Annotated in this window: 15 protein-coding genes; 4 read left to right on the top strand and 11 right to left on the bottom strand. The window is 34.4% G+C overall.

The window, feature by feature from the left end:
* Positions 1-22: 22 nt before the first annotated feature.
* Both guaC and MHI40_RS04370 read right to left on the bottom strand, forming a co-directional pair.
* Positions 23-1,006, bottom strand: a complete 984-nt coding sequence (guaC, locus tag MHI40_RS04375) for a GMP reductase (RefSeq protein ID WP_340761680.1) — start codon at positions 1,004-1,006, stop codon at positions 23-25.
* 139 nt (positions 1,007-1,145) lie between these two features.
* Positions 1,146-1,343, bottom strand: a complete 198-nt coding sequence (locus MHI40_RS04370; protein WP_340761679.1) for a hypothetical protein — start codon at positions 1,341-1,343, stop codon at positions 1,146-1,148.
* Positions 1,344-1,796: 453 nt separating this feature from the next.
* Here MHI40_RS04370 and menC point away from each other — a divergent pair, with 453 nt between their 5' ends.
* Positions 1,797-2,903 (top strand): o-succinylbenzoate synthase, encoded by a 1,107-nt coding sequence (menC, locus tag MHI40_RS04365; protein ID WP_340761678.1) that lies wholly within the window; start codon positions 1,797-1,799, stop codon positions 2,901-2,903.
* Positions 2,904-3,035: 132 nt separating this feature from the next.
* Here the strand turns inward: menC and MHI40_RS04360 are convergent, their stop codons facing one another.
* The 3 genes from MHI40_RS04360 to MHI40_RS04350 form a co-directional block, all read right to left on the bottom strand.
* On the bottom strand, positions 3,036-3,677 hold the full coding sequence (locus MHI40_RS04360; protein WP_340761677.1) for a hypothetical protein: 642 nt from the start codon (positions 3,675-3,677) through the stop codon (positions 3,036-3,038).
* A gap of 197 nt (positions 3,678-3,874) precedes the next feature.
* Positions 3,875-4,723, bottom strand: a complete 849-nt coding sequence (locus MHI40_RS04355) for a hypothetical protein (RefSeq protein WP_340761676.1) — start codon at positions 4,721-4,723, stop codon at positions 3,875-3,877.
* Positions 4,724-4,929: 206 nt separating this feature from the next.
* Positions 4,930-7,245, bottom strand: coding sequence for a 5'-nucleotidase C-terminal domain-containing protein (locus tag MHI40_RS04350; protein WP_340761675.1), 2,316 nt, complete (start codon positions 7,243-7,245; stop codon positions 4,930-4,932).
* 263 nt (positions 7,246-7,508) lie between these two features.
* On the opposite strand from MHI40_RS04350, the gene MHI40_RS04345 reads away from it, so the two are divergent.
* Positions 7,509-8,486 (top strand): proline dehydrogenase family protein, encoded by a 978-nt coding sequence (locus MHI40_RS04345; RefSeq protein ID WP_340761674.1) that lies wholly within the window; start codon positions 7,509-7,511, stop codon positions 8,484-8,486.
* Positions 8,487-9,004: 518 nt separating this feature from the next.
* On the opposite strand, the gene MHI40_RS04340 is transcribed toward MHI40_RS04345, so the two are convergent.
* From MHI40_RS04340 to MHI40_RS04330, 3 genes are read right to left on the bottom strand one after another with little or no spacing between them, the layout of a single operon-like run.
* On the bottom strand, positions 9,005-10,204 hold the full coding sequence (locus tag MHI40_RS04340; RefSeq protein WP_340761673.1) for a hypothetical protein: 1,200 nt from the start codon (positions 10,202-10,204) through the stop codon (positions 9,005-9,007).
* A gap of 39 nt (positions 10,205-10,243) precedes the next feature.
* Positions 10,244-11,605, bottom strand: coding sequence for a sensor histidine kinase (locus MHI40_RS04335; protein WP_340761672.1), 1,362 nt, complete (start codon positions 11,603-11,605; stop codon positions 10,244-10,246).
* On the bottom strand, positions 11,595-12,302 hold the full coding sequence (locus MHI40_RS04330; protein ID WP_340761671.1) for a response regulator transcription factor: 708 nt from the start codon (positions 12,300-12,302) through the stop codon (positions 11,595-11,597). The genes MHI40_RS04335 and MHI40_RS04330 overlap by 11 nt, the downstream gene beginning before the upstream one ends.
* Positions 12,303-12,572: 270 nt before the next feature.
* On the opposite strand from MHI40_RS04330, the gene MHI40_RS04325 reads away from it, so the two are divergent.
* Entirely contained in the window at positions 12,573-13,172 is a 600-nt protein-coding gene (locus tag MHI40_RS04325; RefSeq protein WP_340761670.1) for a transposase, read from the top strand.
* 18 nt (positions 13,173-13,190) lie between these two features.
* On the opposite strand, the gene MHI40_RS04320 is transcribed toward MHI40_RS04325, so the two are convergent.
* The 3 genes from MHI40_RS04320 to MHI40_RS04310 all read right to left on the bottom strand — a co-directional run bounded on the left by MHI40_RS04320 (position 13,191) and on the right by MHI40_RS04310 (position 15,848).
* Entirely contained in the window at positions 13,191-13,988 is a 798-nt protein-coding gene (locus MHI40_RS04320; RefSeq protein WP_340761669.1) for a gamma-glutamyl-gamma-aminobutyrate hydrolase family protein, read from the bottom strand.
* Between the two features lie 65 nt (positions 13,989-14,053).
* Positions 14,054-15,130, bottom strand: coding sequence for a branched-chain amino acid aminotransferase (locus MHI40_RS04315; protein WP_340761668.1), 1,077 nt, complete (start codon positions 15,128-15,130; stop codon positions 14,054-14,056).
* Positions 15,131-15,362: 232 nt separating this feature from the next.
* Positions 15,363-15,848, bottom strand: coding sequence for a C40 family peptidase (locus MHI40_RS04310; protein WP_245762690.1), 486 nt, complete (start codon positions 15,846-15,848; stop codon positions 15,363-15,365).
* Positions 15,849-16,219: 371 nt separating this feature from the next.
* Here MHI40_RS04310 and MHI40_RS04305 point away from each other — a divergent pair, with 371 nt between their 5' ends.
* Positions 16,220-17,920 carry a methyl-accepting chemotaxis protein gene (locus MHI40_RS04305; RefSeq protein ID WP_340761667.1) on the top strand — a complete coding sequence of 567 codons (1,701 nt, stop codon included), beginning with the start codon at positions 16,220-16,222 and terminating at the stop codon, positions 17,918-17,920.
* The last annotated feature ends 154 nt before the right edge of the window (positions 17,921-18,074 follow it).

Below are 18,074 nucleotides of genomic sequence, written 5' to 3'. Positions count from 1 at the left end.
AGATCTAAAATAACATTAATTTTTAGTAAACTTTATCACCATTGAAAATAGAGTTCTTTACAATTACATAGTCTACATTACGAATCGACTCTAATTTATTTCCACCTGAATATGATATAGAAGATTGCAAGTCTTGTTCCATTTCTCTTAAAGTATCTTCTAGTGGACCTTTATATTCTACAAACATTTTTTTACCTTCAACATTTTTCTTTTCGCCTTTTTGAAATTCAGATGCAGAACCGAAATATTCTTTATACTGCTTGCCATCTTTTTCGACTGTAACGCCAGGAGATTCTTCATGACCTGCAAATAGAGAGCCAATCATAACCATAGAAGCACCAAAACGAACGGATTTTGCAATATCACCATGTGTACGAATTCCACCATCTGCAATTATGGGTTTGCTAGCTGCTTTTGCACACCAACGCAATGCCGCAAGTTGCCAACCACCTGTTCCAAATCCTGTTTTAATCTTCGTGATACATACTTTCCCAGGTCCGATTCCAACTTTCGTTGCATCCGCTCCAGCATTTTCTAACTCTCTTACTGCTTCTGGAGTTCCAACATTACCAGCAATGACAAAGCTATTCGGTAAATGTTTTTTAAGATGTTTAATCATGTTAATAACTGCATTAGAATGACCATGAGCAATATCGATGGTGATGAACTCAGGTACAAGATTTTCTTCCGCCAACTGTTCTACAAATTTGTACTCTTCTTCTTTGACACCCACACTTATAGATGCAATTAAGCTACGTGATTGCATACTCTTGATGAAAGCAATACGTTTTTGTGGTTCAAAGCGATGCATTATATAAAAATAACCATTTTCCGCTAAATAATTTGCAATATTTTCATCTATAATTGTCTGCATATTAGCAGGCACTACTGGCAATTTAAAAGTATGTCCCCCAAGTGTGACTGTAGTATCACATTCTGATCTACTATTAACTACACATTTTGCCGGAATTAATTGAATATCTTCATAATCGAATACATTTTCCATCATATACACTCCCAAATACGAATATTATTATAAATTGAACTAAAAACGTTCGTCCATTTGGTAATTTACATCATTTTGAGTAGTATGTCAATCTCTTATACTAAGCATGCACATAAATACTCGAAGTATTACATACATTTTACTGAATTCTTTTCACCTTATTTATATCTATTTGCATTTCAATTAATTTTATCCGGTCACTTAGTTCCAATACCGCTTGCATAATTTGATGCTGATCTGCCTTAGACATATTTGTATGACGTTCTACCTGGTCAACTGTTTCCTCCACTTTTTGAATACTGCGATTCATTACTTGTACTAGATACTCAACTGTCATAATTTATCCACTCCCTTCATTTCCCCTTATTTTACTTGCTCAACAAGTTATAGCAATTGTCAGAATATATCATTAAATACAACTATAGAATTTTCACCGACATTTCGCCCTTAAAAATCCTTTTTCAACGGATTTAGATACTCAAAATAAATTTGATTGTTCCATGATTTATTTTATTTTCGGTTAATATAATAGTAGAAAGAAAAGGAGGAGGAGATTTCTATTAAACCAAATCCAGTTGAACCAGAAGAAATGGCTTATAGAAATGACTTAGATATACAAGCGTCCCTTCAAATGATTTGGGAAGGCGCCCCTGTTTCGACAGTGGAAATCGAAAAAGAGGAGTATGAAACACCTTAACTTCCCTACAGTAGTAGGGTTTTTTTAATTTGTTTTAGTAGCTAGAACATGATAAGTTGAATAATAATAGTGTTCTTAGAGGAGTTATTAAACATGATTATAAAAAAAATAACTATGCGGCATTTGAAAATGACAATGAAAAACCCATTTGTCACTAGCTTTGGAAGTATGCAGGAAAAAGAATTTTTCTTACTAGAGGTCTTTGATGAAAAGGGAAACTCTGGTTGGGGAGAGTCCGCAGCCTTCCAAGCACCATGGTACACAGAAGAAACCGTTCAAACTACTTTACATATGATAAGGGACTTTTTAATACCACTTGTGTTGAACAAAGAAATTAGTCACCCAGATGAAGTAAGTGAAATTTTTGCAACTATCCGAAAGAATAATATGGCAAAGGCCGCCGTGGAAGTGGCTATTTGGGACTTATATGCTAAACGAACGAATCAATCACTTTCACAAGCTCTGGGCGGAGTTACAGAAAAAATTGAAGTGGGCATTAGCATAGGAATTCAAACAACTACAGAGAAATTATTAGAAGTGGTCGGCAATTATATCCAAGAAGGATACAAGCGAATTAAGGTGAAAATTAAACCTGGATATGATATCGAAGTGATTCAAAAACTGAGAGAAGCATTTCCTAGTGTCCCTCTTATGGCTGATGCGAATTCATCTTACACGCTCGAGGACTTTGAACTTTTAAAACAACTGGATGATTATGAGCTTATGATGATTGAACAGCCACTCGCTAATGATGATATTGTCGATCATGCTAAGTTACAAAAACAGTTAAATACCCCTATTTGCTTAGATGAAAGTATTCTTTCTGTAGCTGATGCACGTAATGCAATCGAACTTGGTAGCACAAAGGTTATCAATATAAAAATTGCGCGTGTTGGAGGTCTGACGGAAGCCAAGAAAATTCATGACTTATGTATGGAAAAAGGTGTTCCTGTTTGGTGTGGTGGAATGTTAGAGGCAGGGATCGGCCGTGCACATAATATCGCACTCACCTCGCTACCCAATTTCACGCTGCCAGGTGATACTGCAGGTTCTTCTCATTATTGGGAGGAGGATATCATTTCCCCGGAAATAGTTGTTGTGAATGGCTATATAGAAGTTCCAAAAGGGAATGGAATAGGTTATGAGCCAAATATGAAAGTAATTCAACGTTATTTGTTAGACACGATTGTATTTGAATAGTAATCTTTGTAAAAAACAGTCTTAAAAAATTAGCTGGCATGAGTCCGGTTATATACCGTATTCACGCCAGCCATTTAGCTTTCATTATATTAATCTCTAAGATTAATGGATTACAATAAAAGGTGACTTATTTTACTTTAATAATGCAAGTTTTGATTTAGAAGGTGTTTCATACTTCAAAGCACCGTGCATATCCACAAACAAGCCGCCGCCTAAGCCGTATGCTCCTCCGTGATTATCTGATACGAATGTATAGACACGATACTCTCCACCCGCTGGTAACACTTCTTTTCTGCTAGTGCCATCTGCATTAAATGTTGCCACATCTGCGGAAAGTGTTACTTTACCAATCTGTCCTACTTTAAGTTCCGTTTTTCCCCACATTACTTTTGGGGATGAATCTTCAAGTAATGCAAGTTTTGCTTTAGATGGTGTTTCGAATTTTACATTTACACCATTTAATGTACTATTTTGGACAACATAATACTCACCGCCTACATTATACATAGGAAAATATCCTTCTGGTGTTTTGGTGGAATATACTCGATACTCTTCGCCCTTCTTCAATTCACGGACAGCACCTCCGTCAAGCATTGGGTCTTTACCTATATGCAATAGAGGTGTGTCCTTTAAGATGGTAACTTTACCAATTTGCCCCTTCTTTAATTCCGTTTTACCCCACATTACTTTTGTGGATGAAGCTTCTGATGTAATGCTGAAAGTAAACATCGCCATTAAAGTAAATGCAATTATTGTTAACATAATTTTTTTCATTATCTTACCTCTTTCACTAGTTAATAAGTAAATTATAACATATAAAATAGTAATATTTTGATATTTAAAGTATATTTTCCTTTTTAATAGAGATTTATAGGCTAGTCCTAACTTTTCTCATTTAATTGCTTCTCGCTTTCAAATATCTTCGAGGACTCTTTCAATCTTTCCAGTAGTCTTATCTTTTTTCTTATTATTTATAGTGAAACGGGTTTATAATAACTCATAGAGTTCTTAGTATTAATTTTAGATTCTAAAGTATTTACTTTAGCAACCAAATCGGTAAGTAGTGCATTATTCTCAGTATTACCTAATTTTTCTATTAACATTTTCAGTTTTCTTAATTTTAAAGCTGCTTCGCCGATATTTTCAGTTTCTAACTCTGCTTCTATATTTTCCACAACCATATAAATAGATAATGGTAAAGCTAGTTCAGCTCGCTTTTCTTGTGCAGGAGCTTTATATGTGGCAATTAGTTTGTTACGGTTGGCTTTTCCATCCACTTTATAGAAGACTTTCGTGCCTTTTTTCAATTCATTTGATAATAAATGATAGTTTTTAGCCAATGTTTCCCAATCTAAATTTACTTTAGCAGTTTCCAATCCAGCTATTAATGGTAAAATAGTATCCTTCCCATAAGCATCTGCCTCTGTATAGGTAACCAGTGGAACTTTTGGTTCATACTTCACCTTTTCTGGCTTGTTCTGTATTTTGGTATCACCTTTTTTCTTAGCATTAGCTTCTTTATCTTTTCCTTCACCTGAATTGTTCTTAACTTTATCTAACATTTTATTGCTTGTATTTTTATCATTAAACTTTAAATCTTCTTTTTTATCCCAGTTATCATAGTTTCTATGATTTGTCCCTAGCCGCTGTTCTTTTCGCTCCTGTTTGCGATCCATCATTTGGTGAGAGCTTTTTCCTTCTTTGTGTCCACCATCTCTTCCGTCTCCATTGACATGAGCTTCTCCCATTAAAGGAACACCAAAAATTGTTGTAGATAATAGAGCCGTTGCAGCTGTTAACTTAAAAGTATTGTTCTTCATATGAAATCCCTCCTCTTTCTTAATAAACCAGGAATTACCGATACATATAAAAATCATAACTACATTAACATTTTGATACCCCACCACTTTTTCTATAAACGGAAATCACAGATCTGTAATATAACAGTAACGGTAATTAATAACTGTAAAGTTTTCCATAAAAAAAATGCTTTCGCCAAATTAATAGCGAAAGCATTTTACAGATCTTACTTTTTCACGTCAACAATTCGACCTTCTGTTTTATTGTTAACTGTTTTTAAAGTTTTCAATTGCTCTTGAAGATTTTCCCAATCTGATAAGCCCAGGTCTGTTACACGACCTTCTTTATAAATTTTTTCAAATACATCGTAGCCATCTCCGCCTTTAGCTGTAAATGCATTAGTTGCTACCATGTATTTTTCATTATCTTTAATATCTACTAACGAGCCATCTGCTGATTTATACTTAATGGAAACTACCCGTTCATTAGCAGGTTTTGAAGAATCGAATTCAATTTTTGCACCAGCCACGTGTAAGAATCCACCGTTTTCTTTTGGATAAGTTTTAAAGCTTATTTCAAATGCAGCTTTTAGTTCTGCTCCAGTGATTTCCATCGTAGCAAGTGTATTGCCGAACGGCAGAACTGTAATTACTTCTCCAACTGTAATCGGGCCTTTGCCAATTTCAGCACGTATACCTCCACCATTTTGGAAGGCCATAATAACTTTATTATCGAATTGTTTTGCCTTTGACAACATACCATCAGTAATAATATTTCCAAGAGCAGTCTCATTTTTACGAACGCTTGGCTTTGTATCATCTCCATCAGTACGTGGTGTTTGCAACTCTTCTTCCGCAACTACACCAATTTCAGTCTTATTGATTGTATCTATTTTATCCGAGTATTTTTTTAATAAAGCAGCTGCCGCTTTATCTTCTACTTGATCTTTAATCTCAATCAGTTTTCCAGCGTGCGCTACTACTTTACCTTCTTTGTCAAAGTCCACATCCAGTGTTCCTAAGAATTCACTATATTGCGAAGCTTGTACGATAATAGTAGGATCTTTCTCTTTGCCAGAGCTATCTTTTCCTACTAATACAGGTTTTTCTAATTTAGTATGGCTATGGCCACCAACGATCACATCAATACCATTTACAGCAGCTGCTAGCAATAGATCATTGTCTACTGTAGGATTATCATCATATCCAATATGCGTAACAGCAACAACTTTATTTACGCCTTGTTTTTCAAACTCATCCACCATTGTTTGAGCTGCTTTTATATAATCTGTAAAAGTAACCTCTTTCGGACTAGATATTGTAGCAGTCTCAGCAGTAGTAAGACCAAATAAGCCAATTTTCTGACCATCTACTTCTTTAATAATTCCACTATAAATTTGCCCATCTTTAGGATCTGCTGAAACCTTTACATTAAACAATCCTTTTAAATTTGCATCTTTTGAAAAATCAACATTTGCGCTAACAAATGGGAAGTTAGACTTCTCTATAAATTCTTTTAATGCTTTATGTCCTTCAGTGTCATTTCCTAGGTCAAACTCGTGATTACCAAATGTCATTAAGTCATAATCCATTAACTTCATTAACTCTAAATCTGCATGTCCTTTAAATTCATTGAAATATAATGTACCAGAGAATACATCTCCAGCATCAATAAGTAGAGTAGAAGGTTTTTGAGCTCTCACTTCTTTGATAGCTGTTAAACGTTTAGGTGCCTGTGTTGTACGGGCATGTGTATCATTTACATGCATTAAAGATAATGTGAATTTTGTATTTGTTTGAGCTTTAATATTCTCAACATACACTAGTAATTCTTTAATAATTGGTGAAGTAGAATTGCTTGGTAACTTCTCTATTAATAGATTAATAGATTCAAGCACTTTTACAGCTTCTTGTTCTTTATTAGCAGTTATGTAGGCTTCTGCTTCCTTCGTTTTCATAAAAATAGTAACCGGTAGCATTAGTTCGTCACGTTTTTTATTTGCAGGCTCTTTATATTGGTCTAGTAATAGATCCCGAGCTGCTTTACCTGTAAAACGGTACAAAATAGCAGTACGAGTTTTTAACTGTACAGAAAGTTTATGGTATGCCTTCTCTAACTTATCCCAATCTTTACTAGCTTCAGCCTGTTCAATTTCTTTCATAATTGGATTTAAATACTTATCCGCATAATTATAAGCATCGATATAAGGAACTATTCCTTTAACAACTCGTTCGTTATATAATTCATCTAAATTTTTGAGTAATAGATCTTTGTTTTTAGCTGAAGATTTAATAATTTCATTTCTTGCTTTTTGGTAGTTTGCTTTCGCAATATTCAAAGCTGGGTATAAGTCTTTACTTGGCGCGAGTTTTCCTGCTTGAGCTGGAACTACATAGGAGTAAGCTGAATTCTTTACGTCTTTCCTTGCGTTGTCAACTACCTCTTGTAGCGAACTATTTGCAAATGAAACGCTTGAAACAGAGAATAATGATGTTGCAATTACTGCTGCTACCGCAGACTTTTTAAACTTATTTTTCGTCATATTCTGCCTCCTGAAAGAGTATTTAATATAAGTAATTATTGAAAATTCACTAAAATTACTCACTAACTCAAAGTTAACTTACAATTTTGTAAATGGCAAGATAATTTGTTGATAAATAGCATTAATATTTTGTAAATATTTTTCTAGTAGGAGGTTGAACTTTTTACTCAAAGAAATATGTCGAATTAACAGCTAAATGAATACTATCAGGTATACTAAATGTGGTATAATCTAAGCATCAAAACAGAGATAGGAGCATTACAATGTTAAAAGATATCTTTATGGCTTTGTCGGAGAATCAAGTATTAAATGGTGCGGCAAAAAAATATGGTTTAAAAATGGGAGCACAGCATGTTGTTGCTGGGACAAACATTGAAGAGACTATTGAAAGCATCAAAAAGCTAAATGCAATGGGTATCTCTTGTACAGTAGATAATTTAGGCGAATTTGTTTTCGTAAAAGAAGAAGCATTGGCTGCTAAAGAACAAATTATCGCAGTAATTGAGGCAATTGAAGAACATCAAGTGGATGCACATATTTCTTTAAAACCATCCCAACTTGGACTTGATATTGACTTTGACTTCGCATTAAATAACTTAAAAGAAATTGTTGAAATCGCACATAAATATGGTACTTTCATCAATATTGATATGGAATCTACCAAACATTTACAACCATCATTCGATATTTTGGACGAGCTTTCTAAAAACTATGATAACGTGGGAACTGTAATTCAAGCATACTTCTACCGTGCAGAGGAAGATATTCAAAAGTACAAAAACTTCCGCCTACGTATAGTAAAAGGAGCTTATAAAGAACCTGTTGAATATGCGTATCAAACAAAGGAAGAAATTGATAAAAACTATGTAGAGCTTATTGAATGGCATCTTCTTAATGGTAAATTTACTTCTATTGCAACTCATGATCATAATGTGATTAACCATATCAAACAGTTCATTAAAGATAATAACATTCCTTATGATAAGTTTGAATTCCAAATGTTATACGGCTTCCGCACAGAAATGCAACAACAACTTGCTAACGAAGGTTACAACTTCTGTACGTACGTACCATTTGGACAAGATTGGTACGGTTACTTCATGCGTCGTCTTGCAGAGCGTCCAGCTAATATGAACTTAGTTGTAAAACAAGTTTTCAATAAAAATACTAATACAATGATTGGTCTTGCTGCCGGTGCATTTGCACTTGGTCGCATAACTAAACGTAACAAACGCAAATAATAGAGTTGTCTCCCTGTTGAAAGCTACAGGGAGACAACTTTTTCAATTCTACTTTCGGAGACCATCAGTCTAGCACCTCTACGTATGGTTACTTACTTGTACTTGTATTTTATTTATGGACAGATATGTTTAATTGCTCAATTCTATTTTATTTACGTGTGTTTATGTACCTTTTATTCACTAAAATTTTATTTGGTTAGAACTTAAATGTTAGAAATTGCATTACTATATTTTCAGAAATAAAAAAACACCTCATTCTACGGGGAATTGTAGAATGAGGTGTATTTCTCCTTGTTATCGCACAAGGATTATATTATTACGCCGTAAACATTAGTACCTTCGTTCGCTCGTTTTATCGCTTTGATCGCCGTAAGATCGTTCCCCTATTATGCTTAGTTGACTGAACTTGTTTCCTTCAAACTCGTTCAACAACTTGAAATACTATTCATTTGTTAATTTCATATTATAGGAACTAAATGAGAATACCAATAGAGTTTTATTAGAATTTGATGAGAATATTATTCCCAAGTCACAGAAAGTATTTTCCCAGAGATTGCATGAACTTGAATTGTTGCTTTCGTTTTCTTATCCTTCGCATTAGCATCTTTTGTTTCCTCTGTTTTCGAAGCGGTCATTACTATTAAATAATACCCACCCTCATTGGTCTTCACGAAGGAATTACTTTCTACTATGCCTTTTAGTTGTTGATTAGCAATCTTTAAAGCTTCATCTACTGTAATTAGAACAGTAACTGGTTTTTCGGTAACTTCCGTCTTCTTTTCTTCTGTTTTTGTTATAGTGATTTCATTGGTCTCAGGTTTCTGTTGTACAACTGTTTTTGAAGGCTCTGTTTTCGATACTTCCGTTTTTACAGTCGTTTCACTCTTAGAAGTTTCTGATTTCTCTGCTTCTGTTCTTAATGGTTTGTTAGTGGCCTGTTCTGATTTTTCCAAATCTGATTTACTAGCCTCTGTCTTACTTGTATCAGTTTTACTGGAATCAGTTTTGCTTACTTCTGCTTTAGCAGTTTCTGTCTTTGGAACCTCTGTTTTATTGGTTACCTCTGTTTTTAAATCTTTTTTTGTTTCTTCTTTAACAATTTCGACTGTTTTAGTATTTTCAGTTGCCAATACTCCTTTAATAGCATCTTTAAACACTTCTTTCATTGGTTTCTCTTCAGCTTTAGTATCTTTAGCTACTGAAGTTTGTTTTGAGTTTTTCTTTTCAGCAATATTAGGGTTCTCCACCACTTTAATGTTCGAGGATGTTCCCTTAGGTTTTTCTATAATAACTAATTTAGTAGTGCCATTAGAGGAAATTATATGACTCTCAACTATTTCTACTTTAGTCGAATCTTTTAATATTTTGGAATTTTCCTTATGATCATTTTCTATCTCTTCATAGGTCACTGAAGGTTCTAGTGGTACTTCCTGGATGATAAACTCATCTGTATGTTCCAATGAATTCACATCTCCAGTCGAGGCATTCATTTCGACCAAATACACTTGTCCACTCTTAGCGATAATAGCTTCATAAACATCTTCATTTTTCTTCACTTCTGCTACTTCTGCATCATACATTTGCTCGAGTTGGGTGCGTACATTGTTTTCGGTTATAGGCAATTGATCTGAGCCAATGTTGACTATGAATACAATTACTATAATTCCCAATGTAGCGAAACAAACGATAAAAAACTTTTTCATCTTCATAAACTTCATTCACGCACGCCTCCTCAAATTCATCTTAATAGACGAACATTAAAAATCAATGAGAATTTGATTAGAAGGAAGAAAAATATGGATGGTTGTACCAAATCCTACCATACTCTGAATGGTTAAAGTTGCAGATAGCCGGTTTGCTATATCTTTTGCAATTGCCATACCAAGTCCAGTACCTCCCGTTTTACGATTTCTTGCCTCATCGACTCGGTAAAAACGATCAAAAATCCGATCCAAGTCTTCTTTCGGAATCCCATCACCATAATCCATGATAGAAATAGTAACTCCATCATCAGTTTCAGCAATAGTTGTCTTTATATCTTTTTCACTGTATTTACGAGCGTTATCCAAAATGATAAAAAGCAATTGTCTTAGTTGCTCAGTATCTGTACTTATATAGAATGGTCCTTCTTCTTTTAAAAGAAAATTTCGATCATATGCAGTTCGCATCGACTGTAAAGTTTCGGTTACTAAAATGTTTACATCTATTAATTCATATTTATGTTGTTGTTTCCCGTTGCTTTTTGCTAGAACGAGCATTTGTGAGACCATTTCTTTCATTCTACTAGTTTCATTAATAATTGCCTGAACGGATTCTTCTGCAATTTCAATATTATTGAAACCATGTCGAGACAATAGTTTTGCATAGCTTTCTATTACTGTTAACGGTGTTTTTAATTCGTGAGATGCATCAGAAACAAATTGCTCCTGCTTTTTATAATTTTGTTCCAGCTGCTCCATCATTTCATTAAAAGCGATGCCCATTTGTGCCATTTCGTCCTTTCGATTTGGATGGACTGTAATTTTTTCATATTTACCCGAAATCCTGCTATGGGACATTGTATTGATTAATTTACTAATTGGGTTCGTAATAATTTTTCCTAAAGTAACACTTGATAAGGCCATTAATAGCATTCCACCTACGGTGACACCAAGTAGGATAAGTCGAAGAAAGTCTAGATTGTTTCCTACTTCTAATAATTGTTTCATCGTTTGAACTTCTACTACTTCTCCATTTGACCAAATAACTGGTTTGCTAATCGTCAAAACAGGAGACCCATTGAGCATACCAATTGAGTAACGTTCACCATCTTCAAATTTAGGTTGATAATTTGTTATTTCTTCAATGGACTGAACAACTAATTGTAGCTCTTTTTTACTATTTAAGATGCGAATCCCACCATTAGGCGGAATATAAGTACGTAAAATAGTTGCAGGATCGTCCTTTTCTTGCATTTTACTTAATGCCTGGATCATTTCATCTACATCCGAGTTAAACTGGGTATATTCCGAATCATAGGCCATATCCTCAAATAAAAAATATACACCTATATTCATTAATCCTATGATTAGGAACGTCAATAGGGTAGAGAATAGATGTATTTTCGTTTTAAGCTTCATTCTTTTGCTCCTTCAACACATATCCGACGCCCCGCACTGTTTGAATTAGAGAAGATTGTTGTTTTTCTTCTAACTTTTTCCGAACATAACGTATATAAACATCTACAACATTCGTATCTCCATAATAATCAAACCCCCAGACAGCATCTAACAACTGTTCGCGAGACAATACTTGGTTAGGATGCTTCAACATATATAATAGCAGGTCATACTCTCGTGGAGTTAGATTGATAGACTCTCCAGAATTAGTAATTTCCCGTGTTTGCTCATTCAGTGAAAGCGTATGAAAAACATGAATATTCTCGTCCTGAACAGGAGTTACACTCGATGTTTTAGTAAATCGAATTGCCGAGCGAACACGTGCAAGTAATTCCTCAATTTCAAAAGGTTTAGTAACATAATCATTTGCCCCAAGATCCAAGCCAGTGACTTTATCTTCTGTATTATTTTTTGCTGTTAATAAGATTACTGGTGTTTCGTCTTCTGTAGCACGGATTCGTCTCAATACATCTAAGCCATTTAAACCTGGAAGCATTAAATCTAGTAAAACTAAATCCCATTGTTGCTCCCGATATTTGATCAATCCATCAGTTCCTGTATATGCAATATCTACATCGTATCCTTCAAATTCTAGTTCCAACTGAAGAACACGTGCAATATTTTTTTCATCTTCTACAATTAACACCTTGTCCTTCATAAAAACACTCCTTTTCCCCCTATTTTATCATACAAAGGGCAATGTAGTTTCTACATTATGCGATAATAACTGACTCCATTAGTTTACTTGTCATATAGAGAACTATTAAAGAATTTTATTTTGAGGCTTTAACTTTGAGATAAATGAAGTTTTGAGACTGTTTTTGAGGTGAAAATGAAATTGTTGCTTAAAAGCACAAATTATGACAATTGCATTTTAAGCTTTTATAAAATATAGTGTTATCAATATATAGAGAAGGGGAAGGTTTAAATGGGTAATATTAGGAAAGTATGGCAACCAGAAATATTTTATCATATTACGATGCGTGGCAATAATAAGCAAAATATTTTTAAAAACAAAGAAGATTTCTTATTTTTTACTACTACGCTAAACCAGGCAAATAATATGTACACTTTTACTATAATCGCTTACTCTCTTACGAATAACCACTACCATTTATTAATACGTTCTCCCGTAATCCCACTTTCTGAAGTTTTAATATTCATTAATCAACAATACTCATCCTATTTTAAGCGTAAATATAAATACTCTGATCAGTTATTCGAAACTAGATATTACACTAATATGATTTCTGATGCGAAGGAGTTATTAAAAGCTAGTAAGTATATTCATCGAAATCATCTTTATACACAAAGAGCTATCCTAGAAGGATTGGCAAACTACCCTTATAGTTCCTTTATATTTTATACGGATAAGAAAATAAGAAAACCTTCTTATATTAACACGCATTTACTAAATTCATTAATAAAAAAGTATCCTGAATTAAAAATGCAAACTTATACTATGTACTGTGAAACTATTCAAATTGAAGTAGAAAAATCCTTCCAACGTCCATATAGCTTGACGTAGGGAGGACTTTCTTCATCATTATGCTATAGTCTCTACTGATGCTACTAATTCGTTAACTTCGGCCGTCATTTTACTAGCCTCAACAAATGCAGTGAAAATCGGTCTGATTGTATCCACTTTTTCTTCCATCATTTCGGGATGCCATTGTACGGCTACAACAAATCGGTCTGACTCTTCCCATTCCATCCCTTCTATAATTCCATCAGGAGCAATCATTGTTGCTTTAAAACCTTGCCCTAACTCTTTTACTGCTTGGTGATGGAAACTATTTACCGTCAAAACGTCACCTTGATAAATATTATACAATACAGAACCAACTTCCATCCTAACCGGATGAAATGCATGATGTCTGATGGATTTTGGAACGGAGTGGTTAATTCCTTCTGGTTTTTGAGATGCTAAATCCTGATAAAGCTTGCCTCCCGTTGCTACTGTAAGCAATTGCATTCCACGACATATGCCCAGTACCGGTATGTTCAACTTCGTTAAAGTGATCTGAGCCAGTCTGATCTCATGGGCATCTCTGCGTGGTTCAATAGCTCCTAAACCAAATTTCGGATATTCTCCGTATAAATTCGGGTCAATATCAGAACCACCAGAAAATAGTATTCCGTCCAACTTCTGAAGGAGTGGCATCAAAGTTTCTACTTCTCTAGTGATAGGTAAAATAACTGGAACCCCTCCGGCTCTTTCAATAGCTACAATATAATCATCCGCTAGTAACTGCCATTCTTGATATTTCGCCCCAATGCCAGCTGCTAGTCCTATTGCATCATCGGATAAATAGTTGGCACATATGCCTATTAGTGGTTTCATCAGTATTCTCCATTCTGCCAACATAAAATGATCGCCTCTCCGTTAAGAGAAGCGACAACGAAATATTATTTTTTTAATTCAACAACCCAACCAAATGGATCTTCTATAACGCCTCTTTGAATACCAGTTAGTGTGTCATATAGTTTTTGTGAAAGTTCTCCTGTTTCTCCGTTATTTACGTAGAACAATTCCCCTTTCCAACGTAATTCTCCAATCGGGGAAATTACAGCGGCAGTACCAGTTCCAAAAGCCTCATCCAGTTTTCCGTTCAAGTACGCTTCACGAATTTCTTCCATTGAAACTTTGCGTTCAGTAATTGGGACACCCCAGTATTTTAATAATTCAATGATAGATTTTCTCGTTATCCCATCTAAAATACTTCCGTTTAAGGCTGGAGTAACTACTTCCCCATCGATTTTAAAGAATACATTCATACTTCCTACTTCTTCAATGTACTTTCTTTCTAGTCCATCTAACCAAAGTACCTGGGCGTAGCCTTCACGATCGGCAACTTCCTGGGCTTTTAGACTTGAAGCATAATTCCCAGCAGTTTTTGCTGTTCCAGTTCCACCCGCTACCGCCCGTACATATTCACTTTCCACTAAAATCTTTACTGGATGAATTCCTTCTTTATAATAAGATCCTACTGGAGACATAATAATAATGAATGTATATGTTTTAGAAGCGGACACTCCTAGATGCGCTTCTGTTGCAATCATAAAAGGTCTAATATATAACGAAGTACCTGGCTCTTTAGGAATCCACTCTTTATCTATTTCTAATAACTGTTTTAAAGCTTCAAGAGCTAACTCCTCTTCTATTTGAGGCATACTTAGTCGATCAGCTGAAATATTCATACGTTTCATATTTTGTTCTGGACGAAACAAACGAACAATTCCATCCTCTGACAGATATGCTTTCATTCCTTCAAAAACTGTTTGACCATAATGTAAAATGGATGCTGATGGATCTAAAGTAAGGGCTTGATAAGGGACAATTCGATGATCATGCCAACCTGTCCCTTCAGTATAATCAGCGACAAACATATGATCTGTAAATTTTGTACCGAACACTAACTGCTCAGCTGGTGTTTTCTCATTTTTCATTTCATTTTCTGTGAAACGGATTTTTAGACTATTCATGGTGTTTGTCCCCTATCAAATAAATTAGTAAATTGCGACAATTTTAAGTGTGCAATATATTATATGCAATTATACTACTTTTACGTAAATTAGAAATACCTTTTTAAAACTATTTTCAAATAATTTAAAACTATCTAACTTTACTTCACCTTTTGACAACATTCTCCATTATAAAATTACATGAGTCAAAAAACCGTTCCAGCAAATTGCCGGAACGGTTGTATAATTTTAATTATTTTTTTGCTACTGTAACAGTTGCTACTCTTTTAGCACCAACATACTTTTTACCCCAGTAATAAGGATCATTTAACTTATCTACTCGAACTCCTTTAGAAGTTGAAGCATGGATAAATTTATTGCTACCTATGTACATTCCAACATGAGATACGCCTTTACCCGATGTGTTAAAGAACACTAAGTCTCCTACTGCTAAATTTGCTTTTTTTACTGTTTTTCCAGAGTTATACATGCCTGCTGCTGTTCTTGGTAAGTTAACACCTTTACTTTTGTAAACATAACCGATATAACCTGAACAATCAAAACCAGCCTTCGTTGTTCCACCATAACGATATTTAATTCCTACTAAACTTTTCGCACTCGATACTATTTCATTGGATGCTACAGTGCTTGCTGCTTCTGTATTTCCTGCAAATGTTCCCGCGGCTAAAACTACAGTTAAACTAAAGATTGTAATGATTTTTTTAAACAAAGAAGTCAAAATTATGTTCCCCCAAAGATGTGATTGAAAAATTTATTTTCATGTCGGAAAATTTCTCTATACCCATACTAACATCTTTCAAACAAAACTACCTTTACAGTTGTGTAACAATAATATTACAGAGTTTATGTCGTTTCGATAGACTTTTTATTAATAGATTCAAATTTTTCTAAATCAATTTATAAATTAATTCTGTGTTTCCTATAATAGTTTGCCTGTTAATAAGACAAAGAATTATATATTTAAATTTAAAATGGAAGGTAATTAGTCACATTCGCGCATTAATCACGCTTATAATACTATATCTTTATCCCTATTGTTATGTTATAAATGTTATATAAGTTTGAAAGTTAGACAGGAGAGAGTTTAAAATGAAAAATAATTTAACAGTGCATCTAGGAATGATCATTGTTGGGATAATTGCTTCTATGCTATTAATCACCTCCGTTGCCACGTACAACACTGCTTATAACGAGTTATATAAAGCAGCAGGAATTGAGGCATATGGATGTGCCAATATCACAACTGGATTAATCCAACCGGATGATGTTAAAAAGATTCTAGCAGGAGATACTTCAGCAATTGAAAGTGTTGGGGAACAACTAAATTGGACTACTGCTCATAAAGAAATCTTTGAAACACAGTACATTATAGATTTAGATGGTAAACTGCTCGCTATGGATGACAATTTAAGAGAAGATGGGTTCAAAGCCGGAGATCAGTTTCACATAGATAAAGAAGCTGTTGCAATGTTAGTAGAAATGCAACATGCTACTTATTCAGAGGCTTATGAATTTGCTGACTTAGAAAGACTATCTGGATATGCACCTATTTTTGAAGATCATGATCCTTCAAAGGATATTATCGCTATAAGTGTTATTGATTTTGATGCATCTATTGTATCAGATCGTACATGGGACGTAGTTAGTAAGGGAATACTTATTAGTTTGATTCCACTGATTTTAGCATCATTAATTACTTTATATTTAATAAGAAGAAAAACAAAACCACTTTCAGCACTTATTGCACACGCTGGCGAAATTGCAAAAGGTAATTTAACAGTAGAGGACACGAACTTTACTAGTAAAGACGAGGTTGGAGATTTAAGTAAAATATTAAATACATTGGCGTCAAATCTAAGAGAAATTATAGGAACAATTCAAACGACATCAGTAAAATTAACGAATAATGTCGAGAACAACTCTATCTCTCTTAATGAGATGAAGGATGCTGTTCATCAAGTATCTACAAACATGAGTGAAACTGCCGCATCGGTATCTGATGGTACGATTACTGCAGAACGTTCATCCGAAATCTTGCAAAATCTCGCACAAGGTTTACAAATTTCAAAAGATCGAGCAGATTCAACGGTCATAAATTCCAAAACAACTATGGACACTGCCAAGGAAGGTCTGACACGTGCAAGTGAGATTAGTCATGATATGGATAAAATCAAAACTGCTTCTATTGAAACAAGTGAAACAATTGGCCGTCTAAATGAGGCAACAAAACAGATTCAACAAATTACTGGATCTATTTCAGCAATTGCAGCTCAAACTAATTTACTGGCACTTAATGCTTCGATTGAGGCAGCTCGTGCAGGTGAGCATGGAAAAGGCTTCGCTGTAGTCGCTGAAGAGGTAAGAAAACTAGCTGAACAATCCAATAACGAAGTTGATCAAGTTGAAACAATTATAAAAGACATTACAGAGAGTATTAAGTTAGTAGTAGAATCTACTGAAGAAAGTACAAAGTTAATCGAAACAGGTTCTTCTACTGTCCTTCAGACCTCTCAATCATTAAGTGATATTTCTACAGCCGTTGCCATTACAGTTGAAGAAATTTCCATGATCTCAGAGCTGACAACAATAGAAGCCGATAATTCAAAACAGGTCGTTGAGTTAATCACGCAACTTACTGAATCGATAAGAGAAATTGAGCAGGTTACTACATCCATTTCAGCAGCAACAGAAGAAACAACTGCTTCCATTGATGAGATTGCCCTTCGTTCAAACGAGACAAATGATATTGCACATCAATTAAATCAGATTGTTAATAAATTTAAGCTTTAATCAGGTTTCCCGTAAGTTTTTTAAAGAGGTTGGTCGCGACTTTGTCGAGACCAACCTCTTTCTTTATTTCTTATAGTGTTAAGCAATGTGTATCTGTTTCCTTGAATAATAGTATCCCTATTTCAACAGTGATTTCCGAAAGGTTTTATTACTA

This window comes from Psychrobacillus sp. FSL H8-0510, from assembly GCF_038008345.1.
GTDB classification, from domain to species: domain Bacteria; phylum Bacillota; class Bacilli; order Bacillales_A; family Planococcaceae; genus Psychrobacillus; species Psychrobacillus psychrotolerans.
This window is presented reverse-complemented; position numbering and strand designations above follow the sequence as displayed.